At 72.1% G+C, this 21724-nt stretch carries 23 protein-coding genes; 7 read left to right on the forward strand and 16 right to left on the reverse strand.

Features of this window, described 5'->3' with window-relative positions:
• Positions 1–13: 13 nt before the first annotated feature.
• The 7 genes from ACIO3R_RS18225 to ACIO3R_RS18255 all read right to left on the reverse strand — a co-directional run bounded on the left by ACIO3R_RS18225 (position 14) and on the right by ACIO3R_RS18255 (position 6831).
• Positions 14–730 (reverse strand): phosphoadenylyl-sulfate reductase, encoded by a 717-nt coding sequence (locus ACIO3R_RS18225; protein WP_402106708.1) that lies wholly within the window; start codon positions 728–730, stop codon positions 14–16.
• On the reverse strand, positions 727–906 hold the full coding sequence (locus ACIO3R_RS18230) for a hypothetical protein (protein WP_385026280.1): 180 nt from the start codon (positions 904–906) through the stop codon (positions 727–729). Before ACIO3R_RS18230 ends, ACIO3R_RS18225 begins: the two co-directional genes overlap by 4 nt.
• Entirely contained in the window at positions 903–2600 is a 1698-nt protein-coding gene (locus ACIO3R_RS18235; protein WP_385026283.1) for a nitrite/sulfite reductase, read from the reverse strand. Before ACIO3R_RS18235 ends, ACIO3R_RS18230 begins: the two co-directional genes overlap by 4 nt.
• Before the next feature lie 115 nt (positions 2601–2715).
• Positions 2716–2799 (reverse strand): putative leader peptide, encoded by an 84-nt coding sequence (locus ACIO3R_RS18240; RefSeq protein ID WP_309486338.1) that lies wholly within the window; start codon positions 2797–2799, stop codon positions 2716–2718.
• Between the two features lie 162 nt (positions 2800–2961).
• The gene (locus ACIO3R_RS18245) at positions 2962–3567 is read right to left on the reverse strand and encodes a GNAT family N-acetyltransferase (protein ID WP_402106714.1); all 606 of its coding nucleotides are present in this window, start codon (positions 3565–3567) and stop codon (positions 2962–2964) included.
• 81 nt (positions 3568–3648) lie between these two features.
• Positions 3649–4929, reverse strand: a complete 1281-nt coding sequence (locus ACIO3R_RS18250) for a GAF domain-containing protein (protein WP_402106716.1) — start codon at positions 4927–4929, stop codon at positions 3649–3651.
• A gap of 264 nt (positions 4930–5193) precedes the next feature.
• The gene (locus ACIO3R_RS18255) at positions 5194–6831 is read right to left on the reverse strand and encodes an acyl-CoA dehydrogenase family protein (protein WP_402106719.1); all 1638 of its coding nucleotides are present in this window, start codon (positions 6829–6831) and stop codon (positions 5194–5196) included.
• Between the two features lie 17 nt (positions 6832–6848).
• Here ACIO3R_RS18255 and ACIO3R_RS18260 point away from each other — a divergent pair, with 17 nt between their 5' ends.
• Complete coding sequence (locus ACIO3R_RS18260; RefSeq protein WP_385026295.1) at positions 6849–8015, forward strand: YihY/virulence factor BrkB family protein; 1167 nt, start codon at positions 6849–6851, stop codon at positions 8013–8015.
• A 9-nt stretch (positions 8016–8024) separates the two neighbouring features.
• Here the strand turns inward: ACIO3R_RS18260 and ACIO3R_RS18265 are convergent, their stop codons facing one another.
• Complete coding sequence (locus ACIO3R_RS18265) at positions 8025–8435, reverse strand: CU044_2847 family protein (protein ID WP_402107147.1); 411 nt, start codon at positions 8433–8435, stop codon at positions 8025–8027.
• 58 nt (positions 8436–8493) lie between these two features.
• Here ACIO3R_RS18265 and ACIO3R_RS18270 point away from each other — a divergent pair, with 58 nt between their 5' ends.
• The gene (locus ACIO3R_RS18270) at positions 8494–9186 is read left to right on the forward strand and encodes a DUF6597 domain-containing transcriptional factor (RefSeq protein WP_402106722.1); all 693 of its coding nucleotides are present in this window, start codon (positions 8494–8496) and stop codon (positions 9184–9186) included.
• Positions 9187–9242: 56 nt separating this feature from the next.
• Here the strand turns inward: ACIO3R_RS18270 and ACIO3R_RS18275 are convergent, their stop codons facing one another.
• The 4 genes from ACIO3R_RS18275 to ACIO3R_RS18290 form a co-directional block, all read right to left on the reverse strand.
• A complete protein-coding gene (locus ACIO3R_RS18275; RefSeq protein ID WP_402106725.1) occupies positions 9243–9638 on the reverse strand; it encodes a VOC family protein in 396 nt (131 codons plus the stop codon).
• 86 nt (positions 9639–9724) lie between these two features.
• Entirely contained in the window at positions 9725–11293 is a 1569-nt protein-coding gene (locus ACIO3R_RS18280) for a 3-hydroxyacyl-CoA dehydrogenase (protein ID WP_402106728.1), read from the reverse strand.
• Positions 11294–11347: 54 nt separating this feature from the next.
• Entirely contained in the window at positions 11348–12124 is a 777-nt protein-coding gene (locus tag ACIO3R_RS18285; RefSeq protein WP_402106730.1) for a CoA-transferase subunit beta, read from the reverse strand.
• A gap of 53 nt (positions 12125–12177) precedes the next feature.
• Positions 12178–13095, reverse strand: a complete 918-nt coding sequence (locus ACIO3R_RS18290) for a CoA transferase subunit A (protein WP_385347016.1) — start codon at positions 13093–13095, stop codon at positions 12178–12180.
• Between the two features lie 198 nt (positions 13096–13293).
• Between ACIO3R_RS18290 and ACIO3R_RS18295 the strand changes: the two genes are divergently transcribed.
• Together ACIO3R_RS18295 and ACIO3R_RS18300 are read left to right on the forward strand one after the other, a co-directional pair.
• Positions 13294–14190: a LysR family transcriptional regulator gene (locus ACIO3R_RS18295; RefSeq protein WP_385026307.1), complete on the forward strand. Its 897-nt coding sequence runs from the start codon at positions 13294–13296 to the stop codon at positions 14188–14190.
• 213 nt (positions 14191–14403) lie between these two features.
• Positions 14404–15630, forward strand: coding sequence for an acetyl-CoA C-acetyltransferase (locus ACIO3R_RS18300; RefSeq protein WP_402106733.1), 1227 nt, complete (start codon positions 14404–14406; stop codon positions 15628–15630).
• 111 nt (positions 15631–15741) lie between these two features.
• On the opposite strand, the gene ACIO3R_RS18305 is transcribed toward ACIO3R_RS18300, so the two are convergent.
• From ACIO3R_RS18305 to ACIO3R_RS18320, 4 genes are all read right to left on the reverse strand, one after another.
• Positions 15742–17196 carry a sialate:H+ symport family MFS transporter gene (locus tag ACIO3R_RS18305; RefSeq protein ID WP_385026313.1) on the reverse strand — a complete coding sequence of 485 codons (1455 nt, stop codon included), beginning with the start codon at positions 17194–17196 and terminating at the stop codon, positions 15742–15744.
• Between the two features lie 63 nt (positions 17197–17259).
• A complete protein-coding gene (locus tag ACIO3R_RS18310; protein WP_385026316.1) occupies positions 17260–17940 on the reverse strand; it encodes an N-acetylmannosamine-6-phosphate 2-epimerase in 681 nt (226 codons plus the stop codon).
• Positions 17937–18902 carry an ROK family protein gene (locus ACIO3R_RS18315; protein WP_402106737.1) on the reverse strand — a complete coding sequence of 322 codons (966 nt, stop codon included), beginning with the start codon at positions 18900–18902 and terminating at the stop codon, positions 17937–17939. The genes ACIO3R_RS18310 and ACIO3R_RS18315 overlap by 4 nt, the downstream gene beginning before the upstream one ends.
• Complete coding sequence (locus ACIO3R_RS18320) at positions 18899–19858, reverse strand: dihydrodipicolinate synthase family protein (protein WP_385026322.1); 960 nt, start codon at positions 19856–19858, stop codon at positions 18899–18901. The genes ACIO3R_RS18315 and ACIO3R_RS18320 overlap by 4 nt, the downstream gene beginning before the upstream one ends.
• A 151-nt stretch (positions 19859–20009) precedes the next feature.
• Here ACIO3R_RS18320 and ACIO3R_RS18325 point away from each other — a divergent pair, with 151 nt between their 5' ends.
• The 3 genes from ACIO3R_RS18325 to ACIO3R_RS18335 all read left to right on the forward strand — a co-directional run bounded on the left by ACIO3R_RS18325 (position 20010) and on the right by ACIO3R_RS18335 (position 21686).
• Entirely contained in the window at positions 20010–20696 is a 687-nt protein-coding gene (locus ACIO3R_RS18325; RefSeq protein ID WP_385026325.1) for a FadR/GntR family transcriptional regulator, read from the forward strand.
• A 119-nt stretch (positions 20697–20815) separates the two neighbouring features.
• The gene (locus tag ACIO3R_RS18330) at positions 20816–21085 is read left to right on the forward strand and encodes a hypothetical protein (RefSeq protein WP_402106739.1); all 270 of its coding nucleotides are present in this window, start codon (positions 20816–20818) and stop codon (positions 21083–21085) included.
• The gene (locus tag ACIO3R_RS18335) at positions 21078–21686 is read left to right on the forward strand and encodes a DUF6879 family protein (protein ID WP_402106741.1); all 609 of its coding nucleotides are present in this window, start codon (positions 21078–21080) and stop codon (positions 21684–21686) included. Before ACIO3R_RS18330 ends, ACIO3R_RS18335 begins: the two co-directional genes overlap by 8 nt.
• Positions 21687–21724: the final 38 nt, after the last annotated feature.

A 21724-nucleotide genomic window follows, 5' to 3' on the forward strand; every position in this document is an offset into this window, starting at 1 on the left:
TGATCAGTCGTCATCAGCCGTGCAGCCCGCACTCGGTCTTCCCGCGCCCGGCCCAGCGGCCGGCGCGTGCGTCCTCGCCCTCCAGCACCCGGCGGGTGCAGGGCGCGCAGCCCACGGAGGCGTAACCGTCCATCAGCAGCGGGTTGGTGAGCACACCGTGCTCCGCGACGTACGCGTCCACGTCGTCCTGGGTCCAGCGGGCGATCGGCGAGACCTTGACCTTCTGCCGCTTCTCGTCCCAGCCGACCACCGGTGTGTTCGCCCGGGTGGGGGACTCGTCGCGGCGCAGCCCGGTCGCCCAGGCCGTGTACGAGGTCAGGCCCTCCTCCAGCGGCTTGACCTTGCGCAGCTTGCAGCAGAGGTCGGGGTCGCGGTCGTGCAGCCGCGGACCGTACTCGGCGTCCTGCTCGGCCACGCTCTGCCGCGGGGTCAGCGTGATGACGTGGACGTCCATCACCGCCTCCACCGCGTCGCGGGTGCCGATCGTCTCGGGGAAGTGGTAGCCGGTGTCGAGGAAGACCACGTCCACGCCGGGCAGGGCCCGGGAGGCGAGGTGGGCGACGACCGCGTCCTCCATCGAGGAGGTGACGCAGAAGCGCGGCCCGAAGGTCCGGGTGGCCCACTGCAGGATCTCCGGTGCGGAGGCGTCCTCCAGCTCGCGGCCGGCCCGCTCCGCCAGCTCCCTGAGGTCCTGCGACGTGAGCTCTTCGATCTTCAGGGTGTCCGTCATATCCCGTCCCCTTCACCGTCGTTGCGCGCCAGCCCCCGGGTCAGCAGGCCCAGGAACTTCAGCTGGAACGCCCGGTTGCAGGAGGCGCATTCCCAGGCCCCGTGCCCCGTCTCGTGCGGGCGCAGGTCCTCGTCACCGCAGTAGGGGCAGTGGAACGGTGCGGCGCGCTCGCTCATGCCAGCGACTCCGCACTGGCGCGTGCGGCCCAGGTCGCGAAGCGCTCGTCGCCCTCGCGCTCCTTCTGGAAGTTCCCCAGGACCCGCTCGACGTAGTCGGGCAGTTCGTCCGAAGTGACCTTCAGGCCGCGGACCTTGCGCCCGAATCCGGCCTCCAGGCCGAGCGCGCCGCCCAGGTGCACCTGGTAGCCCTCCACCTGGTTGCCCTCGGCGTCCAGCATGAGCTGGCCCTTGAGACCGATGTCCGCGGTCTGGATGCGGGCGCAGGCGTTGGGGCAGCCGTTGATGTTGATGGTGAGCGGCTCGTCGAACTCCGGGAGGCGGCGCTCCAGTTCGTCGATGAGCGAGGCACCGCGCGCCTTGGTCTCGACGATCGCCAGCTTGCAGTACTCGATGCCGGTGCAGGCCATCGTGCCGCGGCGGAACGGGGACGGCTTCACCTGGAAGCCGAGCTCCTCGAGTCCGGCGGACAGCGAGTCGATCCGGTCCGGTTCCACGTCGAGGATCAGCATCTTCTGCTCGACGGTGGTGCGCAGCCGGTCGGAGCCGTGCGCGGCGGCCAGCTCGGCGATCTTGATCAGGGTGGGACCGTCGACCCGGCCGACCCGGGGCGCGAACCCGACGTAGAAGCGGCCGTCCTGCTGCTGGTGGACGCCCACGTGGTCGCGCCAGCGGCTGCTGGGCTGCTCGGGGGCGGGGCCGTCGAGCAGCGGCCGCTTGAGGTACTCGTCCTCCAGCACCTGGCGGAACTTGACGGGGCCCCAGTCGGCCATCAGGAACTTCAGCCGGGCACGGGTGCGCAGCCGCCGGTATCCGTAGTCCCGGAAGATCCCGACCACGCCGGCCCAGACATCGGCGACCTCGTCCAACGGCACCCAGGCGCCCAGGCGTTCGGCGAGCCGGGGGTTGGTCGAGAGGCCGCCGCCGACCCAGAGGTCGAAGCCGGGGCCGTGCTCGGGGTGAACGACGCCGACGAAGGCGATGTCGTTGATCTCGTGGACCACGTCCTGCACGGGCGAGCCGGAGATCGCGGTCTTGAACTTGCGCGGCAGGTTGGAGAATTCCTTGCTGCCGATGTAGCGGTCGTGGATCTCGTCGACCGCCGGGGTCCCGTCGATGATCTCGTCGGCGGCGATCCCCGCCACCGGGGAGCCGATGATCACCCGGGGGCAGTCGCCGCAGGCCTCCGTGGTGGACAGGCCGACGGCCTCCAGCTTCTGCCAGATGGCCGGGACGTCCTCGATGCGGATCCAGTGCAGCTGGATGTTCTGCCGGTCGGTGACGTCGGCGGTGCCCCGCGCGTAGTCCCGCGAGACCTCACCGATGGCCCGCAGCTGCGCCGCCGTCAGCCGGCCGCCGTCGATGCGGACCCGGAGCATGAAGTAGCGGTCGTCCAGCTCCTCCGGCTCCAGGATCGCGGTCTTGCCGCCGTCGATGCCGGGCTTGCGCTGCGTGTACAGGCCCCACCAACGCATGCGTCCGCGAAGGTCGTTGGGGTCGATCGAGTCGAACCCACGCTTGGAGTAGATCGTCTCAATGCGTGTCCGCACGTTGAGACTGTCGTCGTCCTTCTTGAACTGCTCATTGCCGTTGAGGGGGGTGTAGTGCCCCAGGGCCCACTGACCTTCGCCACGGTGGCGTCCTGCCTTGCGGCGAGGGGTGGCGGGCGCAGGCTGTTCCGGGGTAGCGGCCATGACAGTACGTCCTTCGGGACTGCAGGAGGGCGGCTCTGAACTGCACACTCGCGTCTGGGCGCGGCGGTGCGCAGGGTTTGCAGAGAAAAGGGGATCGCGGCGGTGCTGGAGACTCTCAGCTCGCCGGACAGATGGCGCTGGACATGCGGCCGAGGTCGACGTGGCGTCGACTCACCAAGGCAATTCCAGTTCCAGACATGACGGAAGCGTGTCACGCGAATCTCGGACCAGTCCACCACTATCCATGATGTGGACGAGACTGTCCCGACAGGTGAGATCATGTGGCGCCCGTCACTGAGGTGCCGGGCGCCGGACCGTCCGGATAACCGGACAACCATGCGTATTTCCTCCGAGTGAACGGTTACGGATGCAGCTCCCGGCCTGAACCGGGCCACGGCCCCGGAGTGGCGACCTCGGGCTCCAGCTCGGTCCTGGTGTCGAAGAGCCGGAAGCCGCGCCGCAGATAGTTGTCCATGGCGTGGGGCCCGTCCTTGGAGCAGGTGTGCAGCCACACCCGCTTCGTCGCCGGCCGCTGCGGCCACCGCTCCGCCAGGTCCCAGGCGCGGGCCGCCCCGTACGCGAGCAGATGGCCGCCGATCCGGCGCCCCCGGAACGCCGGTATGAGACCGAAGTACATGATCTCGACCACGCCGTCGTCCTGCGGGTCCAGCTCGATGTACCCGGCCGGTGTGCCGTCCGCGTACGCCACCCAGGTCTCCGCGCCGGGCCGGTCCAGCGCCTCCTGCCACTGCGCGTAGGTCATCGTCAGCCGGTCCGTCCACCGGATGTCGCCGCCGACCGCCGTGTAGAGGAAGCGGCTGAACTCGGGCAGCGGTGTCCCGGACCGGACGATCCGGATGTCCCCCTCCGGTACGGCGGAGGGCCGCAGATCATCGGGGGAGGTCTGCTCCAGGGACCAGACGGTCACCTCGGCGGTCGGTTCGGCGGGGCGCGCGGGGTTGCTCATGACTGCCAGAAAACCATGCCCCGCGGCCCCGGCCCAAGCCGGTCCCGGCAGACGGACGCCCAGGACCTGCGAGAACACCGTTCAGCGGGCGCTGCGCGCCGCCGTCACCACCGGGGCCTTCGAGCGCGGCAGCAGATCCGCCGGGTGCTCCGGGTGGATCACCTCCACCTCGACCCCGTCGCCGAAGCGGTACGGGCGGTGCGCCAGCACCTCCGCGAGATGACGCCGCAGCCGGGAGATCTCGGCCCGTACCGTCACCGTCCGGGTCGGATCTCCGAAGATGTCCTCCGCCAGCTCGGACGCGGTACGCCCCTCCCGGTGCAGCGCCAGCGCGAACAGCAGCTCGGCATGGCGCGGGGAGAGCCGCTGGGCCCAGGCGCCCACCGGGCTCACCACGTTCACCGCGAGTCCGCGCGGCCGGCTCAGATCGAGCACGACCCGGCGCGGCGGGCTGTCCGTCGCTCCGTCCGCCACCTGCACCAGCCAGCCGCCCGGCAGCGGCTCCACCCGGCACATCCCGAGCGAGGGCAGCCACACCCGGCCCTGCTGGAGGGACTTCGGCAGCGGCAGCCGGTCCACCGGCGGCATCCCGGTGACCGCCGCCAGCCAGCCGTGGGGGTCCACGGCCATCGCCCGGCCGCCCAGCCGGCAGAGCATCGGCGCCGCCACCGAGCGCAGCCGGTCGATGGACTCCAGATGCCGGGTCCTGATCTCGCTCTCGGCCAGCCGGGCCACCGAGCCGACCAGGGCGAGCGTCGTCGGATGGAAGGTGGACGCGGGCCCGCTGATGTCGACGATCCCCATCAGCCGGCCGTCCCGCGGATCGCGCACCGGGGCCGCCGCACACGTCCACCCGTGCAGACTGCGCACGAAGTGCTCCGCGGAGTGGACCTGCACCGGGGTGCGCACGGCGATCGCCGTGCCGATCGCGTTGGTGCCGGTGCTCTCCTCCGACCAGGCGGCGCCCTCGGCCAGACAGATGTCGTCGGCCCGGCGCAGCACCCCCGTGTTGCCCTGGCGCCACAGCACCCGGCCCTCCACATCGGTGACCACCATGATTTGCTGCGAGGCGTCCGCGATCGCCGTCAGGGCGTCGCCGAGCAGCGGCATCACCTCACCCAGCGCGGAGCTGCGGCGCCGGTGCTCGATCTCGTCCGGCTCCAGCAGGACGCTGTGGGTGGACTTCTCCGGATCGACCCCGCTGCGCAGCACCCGGTCCCACGAGGCCCCGATCTCGGCCCGCGGCGCGACCGGCATGCGCTCGCCCGCCAGCCGGGCCTCACGGGCCCGGTGGACCAGGCGCACGGCCCGGTCCGACTCCCGGACAGCCAGCCGCATCACATCGACAGGACGTGCCTCCATGCCGGATCCCCCCTGGAGCCTCTTGTTTCCCGTGTCAAGGCCGCGGGCCCCATCCTGCCGCTGCCGGGGTCCCCGTACCGCAACTCCACATAATGGTTGCAACCCTCTGCAACTCTGGCGACGCTCCCCGGTCCGTACAAGAGTGGCGGTACACCGGACGGCGCGGCCTCGGCCTCGCAGCCCGGTGTGTACAGCATGGAGGGTGGTGCCGTGTCGGCGCAGCACCACCCTCTGTTGCTGCCCCGGCGGACCGTCCCCCTCCGCTCAACGCTCCACGGGCCGCGCCCGTTCCACGACCGACGCCAGATCCAGGGTGTGCGGCAGCGTCCCGAACGCCGCGCCCCAGTCCCCGCCCAGCCGTGACGCGCAGAACGCGTCGGCGACCTCCGGCGGCGCCCAGCGCACCAGCAGCGAACCCTGGAGCACCAGCGCCATCCGCTCCACCAGCCGCCGCGCCCGCGCCTCGATGCCCTCCAGGTCCGCGAGCTCGGTCAGCAGGTTCCTGATCGCCCGGTCCAGCCGGTGATCGGCGCCGCGCGCCCGGCCGACCTCAGAGAGGAACGCGTTCAGCGCCATCGGCTCGCGCCGGAGCGCCCGCAGCACATCCAGCGCCTGTACGTTCCCCGAGCCCTCCCAGATCGAGTTGAGCGGCGCCTCGCGCAGCAGCCTGGGCATCCCCGACTCCTCCACGTATCCGTTGCCGCCCAGGCATTCGAGCGCCTCGCCCACCATCGGCGTGGACCGCTTCGTCACCCAGTACTTGGCCGCCGGCACCGCGATCCGCAGGAACGCCAGCTCGCTCTCCGTCCCGGCGTCGTACGCGGCCGCCAGCCGCATCGCCAGCACCGTCGCCGCCTCCGACTCCAGCGCCAGATCGGCCAGCACGTTGCGCATCAGCGGTTTGTCGACGAGCACCCCGCCGAACGCGCTGCGGTACGTGGCGTGGTGGACCGCCTGCGCCACCGCCTGCCGCATCAGCGCGGCCGAACCGATCACACAGTCCAGCCGGGTCGCCGCCACCATGTCGATGATCGTGCGGACCCCGCGCCCCTCCTCACCGACCCGGCGCGCCCACGTACCGTCGAACTCCACCTCCGCGGAGGCGTTGGACCGGTTGCCCAGCTTGTCCTTGAGCCGCTGGATCGCGAAGGCGTTGCGGGTGCCGTCCGGCAGCACCCGGGGCAGCAGGAAACAGGTCAGACCGGCCGGGGCCTGCGCCAGCACCAGGAAGCCGTCGGACATCGGCGCCGAGCAGAACCACTTGTGCCCGGTGAGCAGATACCCGTCGTCACCGGACAGGGGTTCGGCGCGCGTCGTGTTGGACCGCACGTCCGTGCCGCCCTGCTTCTCCGTCATGCCCATCCCGAGGAGCACACCGGCCTTGTCCCCGGCCGGCCGCAGCCCCTCCTCGTACACGTGCGAGGTCAGCAGCGGCTCCCACGCGGCGGCCGTCGCCGGATCGGTGCGCAGCGCGGGCACCGCCGCGTGGGTCATCGAGAGCGGACAGCCGTGGCCCGCCTCGGCCTGCGTCCAGACCAGGAAACCGGCCGCCCGGCGCACATGACCGCCCGGCCGGTCCCAGGCGTCGGTCAGACCCGCGGAGACGGCATGGCCGAGCAGCCGGTGCCAGGACGGATGGAACTCCACCTCGTCGACCCGGTTTCCGTAGCGGTCGTGGGTGCGCAGCCGGGGCGGGTTCTCGTTCGCCTGCGCACCCCACCGCTGCGCCTGCGCGGAACCGGCGGACCGGCCGAGCCGGACGAGCCCGGCCCGCGCCTCGTCGAGCAGTCCGGGTGGGAGGTGCCGGTCCACGGCTTCGGTGAGTGCCCGGTCCGCGGAGAAGACGTCGTAGCCGGACAGGGGAGGGGCCTGGTTGGACACTGTGTGGGTGGTGGCTGCCATGTCGATACGGTAAGGACGTGCAGGCAGCAAATGAAACACCCGAGCGGCCACCGGGCCGGCTCCACCGGGCCCGAGTCCTCTACCGCAACGTCTCCAAGCGGCAGATGGCGTGGCAATTGCTCAAGGACACCGTCAACTCGTGCATGGAGTACCGCATTCTGGGACTCGCCGCGGAGGCGGCGTTCTTCACCCTGCTGTCCCTGCCGCCGCTGCTGCTGGGACTGATCGGCCTGCTCGGCTACGTCGACGAGTGGACCAGCACCACCACGGTCGCCTCCATCGAGAACAACATCCTCAGCGCGGCGCAGACCGTGCTCTCCCAGCGGGGCGTCAACGACTTCGCCAAACCGCTCCTGGCGGATGTCACCACCGGGGCCCGGCCCGACGTCATCTCGATCGGTTTCGCGATCGCGCTCTGGTCCGGCTCCCGCGCGGTCAACGTCTTCATCGACACCATCACCGTGATGTACGGCCTGGACGGCCAGCGCGGCATCGTCAAGACCCGGATGCTCGCCTTCTCGCTGTACGTGGTGGCGCTGCTGCTCGGCGCGATCGTGCTGCCGCTCCTGGTGGTCGGCCCGGACCGGGTCGTGGAGTACATCCCCTGGGGCACCGAGCTGATAAGCGTCATGTACTGGCCCCTGGTGATACTCCTGTCCATCGCCTTCCTGACGACGCTCTACCACGTGTCCGTCCCCGTCCGCTCGCCCTGGATCGAGGACACACCGGGCGCGCTGATGGCGCTCGCGATCTGGGTGCTGGGCAGCTTCCTGCTGCGGATCTACCTCACCAGTACGGTCGAGGGACCGACGATTTACGGCTCCCTGGCCGCGCCGATCGCCGTACTGCTGTGGATCGGCGTCTCCGCGTTCGCGGTGCTGGTGGGCGCCGCCGTCAACGCGGCCATCGACCGGGTGTGGCCCTCGGTGGCGACGGCCGCGGCACGTGCGGCCAACGACCGGGTGCGCGCGGTCCAGGCGGCGGAGTTCGTGGCCCGCACCCAGGCGGAGAGCTGGAACGACGACATGGACGACGAGGAGGACGGGGACGAGGGGGACAGCCCCTACATGCCGTCCGAGTTCCCGGAGCGGTGGTCCCGGTTCCTGCCGCCCGACGACGTGAAGTCCAGGCTTCAGCCGGGCCGCGAGAAGGAAGCGGACAAGCCGTACCAGCCCGGCGAGTGAGACCGGCCGTCAGGGGGCGGCAGGCGCGGCCGGCGGTACCTCCGGGGCGGGTGCGGTCTGCTGCGCCGGTACGGGCGGTGGCGCCGGCACGGTCCCGGGCGTCGAACCGGGCGACCACGACAGCTTGACCGACAGATGGCCCTCCACCGCGCTCTTCGCGATCACGGCCCCGGCCTCGGTGGTGATCTTCACCCCGAACTCGATCTCCACCCCGTCCGGCTTCAGCGAGCCGTCCCGGAACACCGCCAGCGCCGATTCGGCCGCCGCCCGGATCCCCTGGAGCGCACTGTCGAAGGTGCGCCCCGACCGGGCCAGGGCGTTCCCGTCGCGTGAGACCAGCTGCGCACCCGGGGCGTGCCGGTCGACCTCGACCGTCACCGTCGCGCCGCTGTCGGTGGTGAACTCCATCAGTGCCGCCATGGCCGCCCCCGGGATGCCGATTCCGCCCGTTCTCCGTCGGTCGACGACAATAGTGCCCATGGGCGACAGGTACGAGGAGCGCGCGTCGCGGGTGGACGGTGCGCGGGTGTGGACCCTGACCGTGCCGCGGGGTTCGGTCCATCCGGTGCTGCCCGACGGCTGCATGGACCTGCTCTGGATCGGCGGCCGGCTGCTCGTCGCGGGCCCGGACACCCACGCGGAACCCGCGTCCGTGACCGGCGGTGGCGGTGTCGCGGGCATCCGCTTCGCCCCGGGCACGGCGCCCGCCCTGCTCGGCGTGCCCGCGCACGAACTGCGCGACCGCAGGATCGCGCTGGCCGGGCTGTGGCCGGACGCGGAGGTCCGGGAACTTACCGAGCGGGTCGCGGAGGCCGTCGACCCGGCCGCGGCCCTGGAGGAGATCGCCCTGCGCAGGGCGGCCGGTACCGCACCGCCGGACCCGGCGATGCGCTTCGTCGCCGGGTACCTGGACAGCGGCCGGTCCGTCGCGGACACGGCACAGGCGGTCGGCCTCGGCGCGCGCCAGTTGCACCGCCGCTCGCTGGCGGCCTTCGGATACGGCCCCAAGACGCTCGCCCGGATCCTGCGGCTCCAGCGCGCACTGGCTCTCGTACGCTCCGGAATGCCGTACGCCGAGTCCGCGCTCGCCGCGGGCTGCGCCGACCAGGCGCATCTCGCCCGGGAGATGCGGGAACTGGCCGGGACCACCCTGACCGGATACTTCGCCTGAGACCACCCGGGGGAGCGGACCGCCGGTCCGGCCGGGGGCCTCTGGGCCGCGTCGCCTCAGGAGGGTGTCGCGGCGAACAGCGACACCGCGCAGCCGTCCGGGTCGAGCACCACCGCGTACCGCTGCCCCCATACGGCGTCCCACGGCTTCAGATGACCGCGGTACCCGGCGCCGGTCAGTTCCTCGTAGACGGAGTCGACCTCCGCCGGACCGTCGCAGAGGAAGGCGAGCCCGAGCCGTTCCCCGCCGTCCGCCGCCGCCCATTCCGGGTCGAAGGAGCGCACGACGTCCTCGGTGTCCCACAACAGGCGCTGCCCGCCCGGGAGGGTCACCTCGACATGCGGTGCGGATTCCGCGTCGGCGGGGATGTCGAGGCCGAGCCGGCGGTAGAAGGCGAGCGAGGCGGCCAGATCCGCCGTGGTGATGGAGAGCGCGTCGAGTCGTGGAGTCATGGTCCGACCGTAGGCCGGGCACCGGCCCGCGGTCTTGTACGAATCGGTCACGCACCCCGTCCGGTCACGCACCCGTCCGGCCGCGCTCAGCCCGTGCTGTCGCGCTCCGCGCCGTCCAGGCAGTCCGCCGGGGACGTGCCCGGGTCCGTCAGGGCCAGGCCCAGTGCGGCGCGTTCGGTGACCCAGCGGCTCGGGCGGTGGCGCGGGTCGCCGGTCGTCGCGTACAGGGCCCGGTGCAGCTCCAGCATCCGGGCCGCGCCGATCCGGTCGCCCCAGGCCAGCGGTCCGACCGGGTAGCCGAGACCGGTCGTGACGGCCAGATCGATATCGGCCGGGGTCGCCAGGGCGCGTTCCGCGATGGACGCGGAGACCGACACGATCGAGGCCAGCAGCCTCTGGGCGACCGAGCCCGCCGTGTCCCGTACCACGGAGACCGCGAACGGCTCGCCGCCGTCCGATGCCCGCGCCAGTACCGCGCGGGCGTCCCGCGCGGCGGCCGGTTCCGCGGCCGGTGTCACGGCCAGCACCCGGCGGCGCCCGGCCGCCGGCAGCGGGTCCACCCCGAAGGTGCGCCCGGGGGGCAGCCGGTGCGCGGCCACCGCGGAGGCGACCGTGGTGCCCCAGACCGGGACCAGCACCAGGGCCCCGGCCGAGGGCTCCTGGCCGGACCCGACCGTGGCGCCCGCGGCGGTCAGCGCCTCGCGCAGGGCGGTGGCGTCCCGCGCGTGCGCCGCGTCGGCGAAGACGTGCACCGGACGGTCCGCGTCCCCCGTGACCGGCGCCTCCGCGGCCGGGGCGGGCGCCTCGGAGCCGTACACGAACCAGCCGCGTCCGGTCTTGCGGCCGTGCAGAGAGGCCGCCACCCGGTTCGGGGTCAGGTAGGAGGGGCGCAGCCGGTCCTCGTGGCGGAAGCCCTCCCAGATCGAGTCGATCACCGCCGCGGTCACATCGAGCCCGGTGAGGTCCATCAGCTCGAACGGGCCCATCCGCAGGCCGAGTACGTCCTGTGCGATCCGGTCGATGTCCGCCGGGTCGCCGACCGCCTCCTCCAGCAGCGCGAGTGCCTCCGTGACCAGGCCGCGCCCGGCGTGGTTGATGAGGAAGCCGGGGGTGTCGGCGACCGTGACCGCGCGGTGCCCGCAGCTCTCCACGAGCGCCGTCAGCAGGGGCGGGATGCCGGGGCGGGTGGCCGCGCCCGGCACGACCTCGACGATCCGCATCAGGGGGACCGGGTTGAAGAAGTGCAGCCCGGCCAGGCGCGCCGGGTCCTCCAGCGCGGCGGCGATCCGGGTCACGGACAGCGAGGAGGTGTTGGTCGCGAACACGGCGGAGGCGGGCAGCACCCGCTCCAGCCTGCCGAAGACCTCCGTCTTGGTGGCGAGGTCCTCCCGCACGGCCTCGATGACCAGCTCGACCTGCGGGCCCTCGGCCCACGGGTCCGCCAGCGGGATCAGCCGGTCCACGGCGGCCGCCGCGTCCCCGGCGGACATCCGGCCCTTCCGCACGGCCCGCTCCAGCATGGAGCGTACGAAGCCGGCCGCCTCGGTCACCGCCTCCGGCCGTACGTCGCACAGCTCGACGGTGTGTCCGGCGGCGGCCGCCCACTGGGCGATGCCGCGGCCCATGGCTCCGGCTCCGACGATCCTGATACGCATGGCGGTTGAGGCCTCTCGGGGTGGTGGACGGGTGGATCGGACGGGCCGTGGGGTTCAGCGGAGGTACACCCGGTCCGGGTCGACATCCTCGCGCAGCAGCCGCAGCTCGTCCCGCGTCGGGGGTGGTACCTCCTCGACGGTGCCGGCGACCCGGAGGTCCCAGCCGGTGGCCGCCCTCACCTGCTCGACGGTGACGCCGGGGTGGACGGCGACCAGCCGCAGTTCCTCGCCCACCCCCGCACGGGCCAGGATGCCCAGTTCGGTGATGACGCGGGTGACCCCGGCCCCCAGCGGCCGGATGCCCTCGGCCAGCGCGCGGTCCGGTCCGGGCGTGGTGCAGAAGTCCAGCTCCGCGGGGAAGGAGCGCGGATCGTGACGGCGCATCACCACGAAGACCTCGCGGGAGTTGGCCATCACCTCGACCCCGCCCCCGGAACCCGGCAGACGCACCGACGGGCTCTCCCAGTCACCGATCACCGAGGTGTTGAGGCTGCCCCAGCGGTCGATCTGCGCGGCACCGAGGAACCCGACATCGATGTGGCCGCCCTGGAGCACACAGCCGAAGAGCATCGGCATCGAGATCACCGCCTCCGCCCCCGTGATCAGGACGGCGTCGGCGATGGTCTCCGGCAGTCGCGAGGGGTGGGCGCCGCAGACCCCGGACTCGTACACCACCTCGATGTCCGGGGCGACCGTCAGATGGGCCAGTTCGGTGGCGAGGGTCGGCAGTCCGATCCCGGCGAACACCGTGCGGCGCCCGGCCAGTTCGCGGGAGGCGACGACGGAGAGCAGCTCGGACGAGGTGATGGTGCCCGGTGCGGTGGTGGTCATGACCCGTTCCCTCTCGTGTCCCGTGTGCGGATCCGCGCGGAGCCGGTGGGTGCTCACAGCCGGCGCCCGTAGTTCACCGGCTCGCTCAGCGCCTCGCCGACCGCGAGCCCGGCCCAGTACTCCTCGCCGAGCTTCTCGACGTACTCCGCGTGGTCCGCCGTGCCGCGCACCCACTCGTCCAGCCAGTCCTGGAGCCGCCGCGGATCCTTGCTGATGTGTGACCAGGCCCGGTAGAAGGCGTTGTCCCGGTCGTAGTACCCCTGCGCGAAGGACGGATGCGCGCCGCGCGGGCAGCGGACGACCGCGTCGACCGCGTGGGCGGGAACCAGGGTGCGGTTCGGGTCGGAGCGGATCACCTCGTCGTCCACGATCTCCTCCACGACGACGACCGCCTTCCCCGCCGCGTACACCGCCTCGGCCTGAATGCCCGTCAGGCCCCATATCTGGGTGTTGCCGCCGCGGTCGGCGCGCTGCGCGTGGATGATCGTCACGTCCGGGTTGACGGGCGGTACGACGTAGATCTGCTCGGGTTCGCCGTCCGGGCCAGGATAGGGCGAGGTGACCTTGCGCAGATCGCTGTTGACGGACGGCAGATCGCTGCCCCCGTAGGAGCGCAGCGGATAGAACGGCAGCCGCTGGGAACCTGCGAGATAGCGGCAGATCATCCCGTAGTGGCTGTACTCCTCGAAGGCGAGCGGTGCCGGGTCGGCGCTCTCCACGCGGCGGCGGAGCTCACCGAGCGAACCGGCCGAGGAGTTGCCCACGAAGGAGGAGACCAGGCGCGTCACGCACCCCGCGGCGAGCATCTGGTCCACCACGATGTCCGCGGTCATCCGGACGACCGTCAGGTCCCGGCGGCCCTGGCGGATGATCTCGTGGCCCGCGGCGGTCGGGACGAGGTGGGTGAAGCCTTCGAGGCAGACGGTGTCACCGTCGTGGACGAAGCCGGCGATCGCCGCCCTCATCGACATCGTCTTGTCCTTCCGGTCCGTCCTGTCTTTCCGGTCCGTACCGGCCACGGTGCTCCTCCGCTGCGTGTGCGTCGTCGCGCCCCGCGGTGCGTGCGCGTCGCCCTACCGTGCCACCGGCCATTGATTGCTGTCCAATACCAAATTAAGGTCGGATCAAGACTGCTGATTAATCAATCATCGCTGAGGCGAGGGGTGGGTATGGAACTGCGTCATCTGTCCGCGTTTGTCGCTGTGGCCGAGGAGTTGCACTTCGGCCGGGCCGCCAAGCGGCTCCAGATGGCCCAGCCGCCGCTGAGCCAGCAGATCCGGCAACTGGAGAAGGAGCTCGGCGTCCAGCTCTTCGAGCGCAACACCCGCTCGGTGCGGCTCACCAGCGCGGGGGAGTCGTTCCTCCAGCCGGTACGGACCGTGCTCGACGACCTCGACATCGCGGTACGGGCCGCGAAGGCCGCGGGTCGCGGCGAGTACGGGCGGGTCAGCATCGGCTTCGCGGGCGCCTCCAGCCACGAGACGCTGCCCCGGCTGACCCGGGCGGTGCGCGCGGCCCACCCCGGCATCGAGCTGGTGATGACGGGCCAGACCTACGCCAACGTCGCGCTGGCGCGGGTCGCGGACGGCTCGCTGGACCTGGGGTTCGTCCGGCTGCCGGTGACCCAGCCGGGCGTGGCCCACCGGGTGATCGACGAGGAGGAGCTGGTCTGCGCGCTCCCCTCCGACCACCCGCTCGCCGCCCGGGACAGTGTCCCCATCGGGGTCCTGGCCGAGGAGCCGTTCGTCTCGTTCCCCGCCAACACCGGCTCGACCGTGCGCGACGCGATGGTCGGGGCCTGCGAGGCCGCCGGGTTCAACCCGCGCGTGGTGCAGGAGGCCCCCGACTCGTACACGATTCTGGCGCTGGTCGCCGCGGGCGTCGGGGTGACCCTCACCGTCACCTCCGTCCAGCACATCCAGCAGAACGGCCTCGTCTACCGCCCGCTCGCCGGCCCGCCCATCCGGCGCCAGGCGGCTCTGGCCTGGCGGGCCGACAACCCGTCCGCCGCCCTGCGCGCGGTGCTCGCCGTCGCGGAGAACGCCCTGCCCACACCGTCCTCGTGACCGCTCGCCCCGATTGAGACGCGCTCCGTCTCGAATCAGGGGTAACTGGATATTGGACCGGCTCGGTCGCCGGGTGCGAGGGTCACCCCACACCCTTGCCGCCTCCTCCCCGCGCCGATCGCGCCCTCCAGCCCGTCCCGTCCTCCGCTCCGTACCCGTCCTCCGCTCCGTACCCGTCCTCCGCTCCGTACCCGCTCCCGGAAAGGTCCCGCCGTGCCCGACCAGAACGATGTCGTGATCTGCGAACCGCTGCGCACCCCCATCGGCCGCTTCGGCGGAGCGCTCGCGGGGCAGGCGCCGGCCTCCCTCGCCGCGCTCGTCATCGCCGAGGTCGTCGCCCGCACCGGAATCGACCCGGACCGGGTCGACGAGGTGATCCTCGGCAGCGCCTACCCGTCCGCCGACGCCCCCGCCATCGGCCGGGTCGCCGCGCTCGACGCCGGGCTCCCGCAGTCCGTCACCGGCACGCAGATCGACCGCCGCTGCGGCTCCGGGCTGCAGGCCGTCCTCGACGCGGCGATGCAGATCAGGGCCGGCTTCAGCGAGGTGGTGATCGCGGGCGGTGTCGACGTGATGAGCGCCGCCCCCTACTACACGCACGACGGCCGCTGGGGCATCAAGGGCCCCGGCCTCCAGCTCCACGACAGCCTCGCCCGGGGCCGGGTCACCGCGGGCGGCGTGAACCACCCCGTGCCCGGCGGCATGATCGAGACCGCCGAGAACCTGCGACGGGAGTACGGCATCAGCCGTGCCGACCAGGACGCCCTCGCCCTGCGTTCGCAGCAGCGCGCCGGCCGGGCCGCGGCCGAGGGCCGGTACGGCGCGGAGACCGTCCCCGTCACCGTACGCACCCGCAAGGGCGAGACGGTGGTCACCGCCGACGAGCACCCGCGCCCGGACACCACCGCCGAACAACTCGCCGCCCTGCGCCCGATCATGGGCAAGGCCGACCCGGCGGCCACCGTCACCGCGGGCAACGCCAGCGGCCAGAACGACGCGGCCGCCGCCTGCCTGGTCACCAGCGCCGCCACCGCGCAGCGGCTCGGCCTCACCCCGCTCGTCCGGCTGGTCTCCTTCGCCCGTGCCGGGGTGCCCGCCGCCACCATGGGCATCGGCCCCGTCCCCGCCACCCGCACGGCGCTCGCCCGCGCCGGGCTCACCCTCGCCGACCTGGACCTGATCGAGCTCAACGAGGCCTTCGCCGCGCAGGTGCTGGCCTGCACCCGCGCACTGGGACTCGGCGAGAAGGACCACGAGGAGCGGATCAACGTGAACGGCTCCGGAGTCTCCCTCGGCCACCCGGTCGGTGCCACCGGCGCCCGCATCCTGGCCACGCTGACCAGGGAACTGCACCGCCGCGAGGCCCGCTACGGCCTGGAGACCATGTGCATCGGCGGCGGCCAGGGCCTCGCCGCGGTCTTCGAGCGCATCGCGGTCTGAGAACCGCCACCGTCCCGCACTGCCTCGGCCACGCGGCCCTCGCCGGCGTGCTCGCCGGCCGGTTCGTGAAAGGACCCGGCGCAGCCGCACGGCTGCGCCGGGTCGGGTGGCCTACCGCGCCACAGGCACGGGTTTCTCCGCCGTCGCCACCGCGAGGTGGTCCGGCGTGGCGTCCGGGTCCGTCAGCCGGTTCAGCCGCGCCGGTACGTCGAATCCGACCAGCACCACCACGATCACCGTGCCCGCGAACGTCAGCACCGCCAGCGCCTGCCCCAGGTCCATGCCGGAGGCGAGGTGCGCGCCGAGGACCGGGGCGACGGCCCCGCCGAGAGCGCCCACGTTGTACGTGAAGCCGAGCGCCGCACCCCGGCTCGCCGTCGGGAAGTGCCCGCCGATGTAGCGCGGCAGCAGCCCGGAGATGCCGAAGCTCGTCGCCTGGAGCAGGAAGAGCAGGATGCCGAGCACCAGCAGGTTGTCCTGCACGGCGAACACCGGATAGACGAAGGCGAGCGAGGCCAGCAGGGTCAGCGCGTACGCCTTCTTCGCCCCGATCCGGTCACCCAGGAAGCCCGCGACCCAGCAGCCGACCATGGTGCCGAAACCGGCGAAGTACAGGACGTCGGTGACCTGGTCCGTGCTGTAGCCCAGCTCGGTCTTCAGATACGTCGGCAGCAGCGCCTGGATCGGCCACGAGTACAGGAACGCGAAGAACAGCGTCACGATCATCGACAGATACAGCACCCAGCTCCGCCTGCCGCCCAGTTGCACGGCGAACGCGGCGAGCGAGAGACCGGCGATCACCGAGAGCACCGGCACCATCCCGGCGCCGCCGGGCGTGAAGACGAGGAACAGCGAGACCGTCGCGACGACGACCAGCACCGTGTTGGCCGTGGCCCGGCCGCGGGTGACGAACAGCGGCCCGAACGGATTGGGCCTGGCGCCCTTCTCCGCGACGGACTCCGTCCACTCCTCGGCCTCCGGCAGCGCGCGTCGCATCCACAGCGCGACGGCTATCGGGACGAGGCCCAGATAGAACATCCAGCGCCAGCCGAGCGAGGGGACCACCCAGTCGTAGACCTGGGCGGCGAGCACAGAACCGACCGAGAAGCCGGAGATCAGGAAGCCGCTGGCCCGGCCGCGCATCCCGGCGGGCCAGCTCTCCATGACGTACGTGGAGCTGGCGCTGTACTCACCGGCCATTCCCATGCCGATGGCCAGCCGGGCGGCGAACAGGCTGTGGTAGTTCCAGGCGAACCCGCAGGCGAAGGTGCCCACCGAGTACAGCAGGATGCTCAGCACCATGGAGAGCTTGCGGCCGTACCGGTCACCGATGGCGCCGAGCACCGCCCCGCCCAGCCAGCGGGTGATGAACGCGCCGGAGATCAGACTGGCCGCCTGCACCGTGCTCAGGCCGAACTCGTCACTGATCTCCGTCAGCACGAGGGTGATCAGCACGAAGTCGAAGCCGTCGAGGACATAGCCGATCCAGGCGGCGAAGAACGACTTCCACTGGGTGCGGCTGACCTGGCGGTACCAGGGGAGCGTGGGGGGTGATGTGGTCTGCACGGTGACTCCAGGATGCGGGACGGCGCTCTCCCTTGAACAGCCGCCCCGCGTGGTGGGGGAGGGTCAGGGCCGGGCGATGCCCGCGACGAAGCGGGCGGTCAGGGCCGTGGGAGCGGTGATGGCGGTGCCGACGACGACGCTGTGCGCCCCGCGGCGCAGGGCCTCGGCCGCCTCCTCTGGGGTGTTGATACGGCCTTCGGCGACGACCGGGACGTCGATCGCGGCGGACAGCGCGGCGACCAGATCGAGGTCGGGGCCGGTCTGCTTCGGGGTACCGGGAACGTAGCCGGACAGTGTCGTGGAGACGAAGTCCGCGCCCAGCCGGGCCGCCGCCACGCCCTCTTCGAGGGTGGAGACATCGGCCATGACCAGGGCGCCGGCCGCGTGGACGGCCTCGACGAGCTCGGCGAACGTCGAGCCGTCGGGGCGCGGCCGGTCGGTGGCGTCGGCGGCGACGACGGCCGCACCCGCCTCGGCGACCGCCAGGGCGTGCCGGACGGTCGGCGTGATGTAGACGCCGATGTCGCCGTCCTTCCACAGGCCGATGACCGGCAGGTCGACGGTCTCGACGATCGCGGCGACGACCGCCGGCTCGTTGGCCCGGATCGCGGCGCCGCCACCGGCGACCGCCGACTGCGCGAGGCGCACCAGGGTGGCGGTCTCCCGCATGGGGTCACCGGGCGGGGCCTGGCAGGACACGATCAGCTTGCCCTCGAGGAGGGCGGCCAGTTTCTGTGCGGTCATCGGAGAGCTCCCGGGTGGTGGAGGGGAAGGGTGGTGGTCAGGGCGGCCGCTCCGAGCACGGCCGCGTCGTGGCCGAGGAGCGGAGCCCGCGGTACGAGTCCGCGCAGCGGCTCCATCAGTTCCGAGGCGAAGGCTGTCCGCAGGGCGTCCTCGTACAGGGCGCCGATGCGCGGGACCCCGCCGCCGACGACGACCCGGTCGGGGCCGAAGGCGTTGGCGAGTCCGCCGAGCACATGGCCGGCGGCGGCCGCCCCGGTGGTGATGGCGGACACGGCGTCGGTGTCGCCGCGCGCGGCCCGCGCGGCAACGGTCTCCAGCCGGTCCACCGGGGCGCCGGTGAGCCGCTCGTAGTGGGCGGCGATACCGGGCCCGGAGGCGATGACCTCCAGGTGGCCGGTGGCGCCGCAGGTGCAGGGCAGCCCGGCCGCCTCTGGGCTGGGCAGATGGCCGAGGTGCCCGGCGATGCCGGACGCGCCGTGCAGCATCCGCCCGTCGACGGCGATGGCGCCGCCGACCCCGGTGCCGATGGCGGCGAAGAGCAGTGAGCCGTGTCCCGTACCGTCCGCGGCCAGCGCCGCGAGTTCCGGCCCGGCCGTGGCGCGTACGTCGTTGTCGCAGGCCACCGGGTACCCGGTACGGTCCGCGAGACCGGCGCCCAGAGCGGTACCGGCCCAGCCGCGGATGGAGTCGGTGGCGCTGGTGACCATGCCGGTGCGGGGATCGATCACCCCGGCCGCCGCGATGCCGAGCACCGCGGCGGTCTTGCCGGGGTCGACCTCGGCCGCGGCGGCGGCGAGTGCGTCGAGCACCGCCGCCGCACCGTCACGGGCCGGGGTGGGACGGCTGTGGCGGGCCAGGACCGTGCCGTCCGCGGCGAGGAGCGCGGCGGCGATCTTCGTACCGCCGAGATCGAGGCCGACGACCGGCCGTCCGGCCCGCGCTGTCCGAGCTGGCGAGGTCATCGGACCGGCGGCAGACCGGCGGCGCGCAGCAGTCCGGAGACCAGCGCGACGGATTCGGCGGACAGCTGGATCTGCGGGAACGCCGTGTCGCCGCAGTCGATGATGCCCAGCAGCCGGAGCGCCGACTTGAACGAGCCGAGCGCCGAGGAGCTGCGCCCCATGTCCGCCTCTGGGCCGACGTCGACCATGGCGAACAGCTTGATGAGCCGCTCCTGCTCCTTCGCGGCCAGCGTCCAGTCCCCGGCCCGCGCGGCCTCGTAGAGCCGCACATAGCCGGAGGGGTCCACGTTGCCGATACCCGGGACGACACCGTCGGCCCCGGCCAGCAGGGCCGCGTCCACGGTCAGTTCGGAGCCGGTGAGGATGCTGAACTCCGGCACCGGACCCCGCGCGCGCCCCTCGCGGCCACCGAGCTCGACGACGAGCCTGCGCAGCCCGCCCTCGTCGCCGCTGCTGTCCTTGAGCCCGGCCAGGGTGCCGTCCTCCGCGAGCTCACGGACCAGTGCGGCGGACAGCTTGCTGTGCACGGCGACCGGGATGTCGTACGCGAACAGCGGCAGGTCCACCTCGGCGCGCAGCCGGCGGAAGTGCCCGGCGATCTCCTTGCCGTGGGTGCGGGTGTAGAACGGCGCGGTCGCGACCAGTGCGTCAGCGCCCAGCTGGGCGGCGGACCTGGCATGCTCGACGACCCGGGCCGTGGTGGTGTCGATGACCCCGGCCAGCACCGGGACCCGGCCGTCGGTCGCGTTGACCACGGTCTCCAGGACCGTCGCGCGCTGTTCGTCGGTGAGGTAGGCGACCTCGCTGGTGGACCCGAGCGCGAAGAGTCCGTGCACGCCCCCGGCGATGAGGTGCTCGACGAGCCGGGCGAGGGACGTGGTGTCGACCTCCCCGCGGGGGTCGAGCGGGGTGCAGACCGGCGGGACTACGCCGTGCAGCGGTGCGGTCAGAGGCATGGTGGAGGCTCCAGCTGATCGGGATACCGATCCGGGGCCTGTACGGCTACTCGGATCGAGACGTGAGACGTAAGATGTCCTATGTCTTGCTTCACCTTAAACAGATGCTCCTGTGACCGGTCAAGGGGCAACGGCACCTCAGGAGGACGTTGTGGCGCGGCCCACCATGGCTCAGGACATCGAGCGCAGGATCAAGGAACTGATCCTGGAGCGCAGGCTCGCGCCCGGCGACGCACTGCCCACGGAGGCCGAGCTGATGGAGCTCTTCGGCGCCGGGCGGGTATCGGTGCGCGAGGCGCTCAAGTCGCTCCAGGCGGTCAACGTCGTCGAGATCCGGCGCGGATTCGGCACCTTCGTCGGCTCGCTCTCCCTGTCGCCGTTCGCCGAGGGACTCGCCTTCCGCGCGGCGGTCCGCCACCGCCAGGGCGAACCGGGCCTCGCCGAGCTGATGAAGGTGCGCGAGGCCCTGGAAGCGGGACTGGTGGGCTCCGTCGCGGCCGGGGTCCCGGACGAGGACATCGAAGTGCTGCGCGCGCTGGTGGCGCAGATGGAACAGGAGGCCGGCACCGGCCGGGTCGCCCGCGCCACCGACCGGGCCTTCCACCTCGCGCTGTACGCCTCGCTCGAAAACCACCTGCTCAGCGAGGTGCTCGACGCCTTCTGGGCGGCGATGGACCGGGTGCGCGAGGACCTCGACGACGGCCACCAGGACCCATGGGTCACCTGCGCCCAGCACCGCGAGATCGTCGCGGCGGTGGCGGCGGCCGACGGCCTGCGCGCGGTAAGCGCGATGCGCACCCACTTCGACGGCATCCGCACCAGGCTCAGCCCGGCCTGATCCGTGCTCCCGCCGACGGAGCGACCGAACCCGTCGATCAGGCCAAATGCTTTATTCGGCAAGGAATTTGATAGATCGTCACTGCTATATTGAAGGCGAGGCAGCGGAAGGGCGACACCATGAGCAGGCCATGGGAAGCGGACCCGGCAACGGACTTCAAGCGGCGCCTGGGCAAGTCGGCCCTGGAACTGGGTGCGACCAATTCCGGCCCTGAATGCCCGGACATCTGGGAGCTGGAGAACGGCGACGTCGCGGTGATCGGACGCGACCTCACCACCTCCCTCGGCACCCGCCTGCCGGACGGAGTCTCGATCGGCGCGGACGAACGCCTCGTGGTCATCCCCCGCAGCATGCTCGTCGCGGCTAAGGGGGACATCCCCGGTGTTTGAGTGCTTCCGCGGCAACGGCGGCGAGGTCCTCGCGCGGCCCGACTACTTGGCCGACTTCAGCCGGTTCCACGAGGGCGGCATCCGCCTCCTTGCCAAGATCGAACGCGGCCAGACGTTCAAGGAGCAGGGCTCACCGAGCTGGGACGCTTTCGCCGCCGGGGACTGGGCGGCCGCCTTGCGGCTGATCGAGGCCGAAAGGGATTCCGTTGCCGCGTACTTCCAGGAATCCGCCGGACGCGGCCTGGCGTTCCGGAGGCTTCGTATCGTCGAATTCCCGGTGACTCCGTACCTCCAGTGGGAAATGAACTCCTTCCGGCTCCGGTCGGAGCTGGGCGAGGAGATTCGCGTGCTGGACGCACGGGAGATCGCGGACCTGGAGCGCGACGCACCGCTCCCCGAGGTCGTCGTCCTGGGTGATTCGGTGATGTACGCCGTGATCTACGACGAGGAATTGAAGGGTGCGGGAGCGCGCCGTTTCACCGAACCCGGACAGATCGCGACGACCGTCACCGAATTCGAAACGCTGTGCCGCAAGGGCGAGGAGTTCTCGGAGTTCTTCGAGAGGGAGATCGCCCCGCTCGGACCACCCACGGCCAACTGATATGACAACCATTAAGCGGCAGCGCGAGGAGCATGCGC

Source organism: Streptomyces sp. NPDC087428, from assembly GCF_044744085.1.
In the GTDB taxonomy this organism is placed as follows: Bacteria; Actinomycetota; Actinomycetes; order Streptomycetales; family Streptomycetaceae; genus Streptomyces.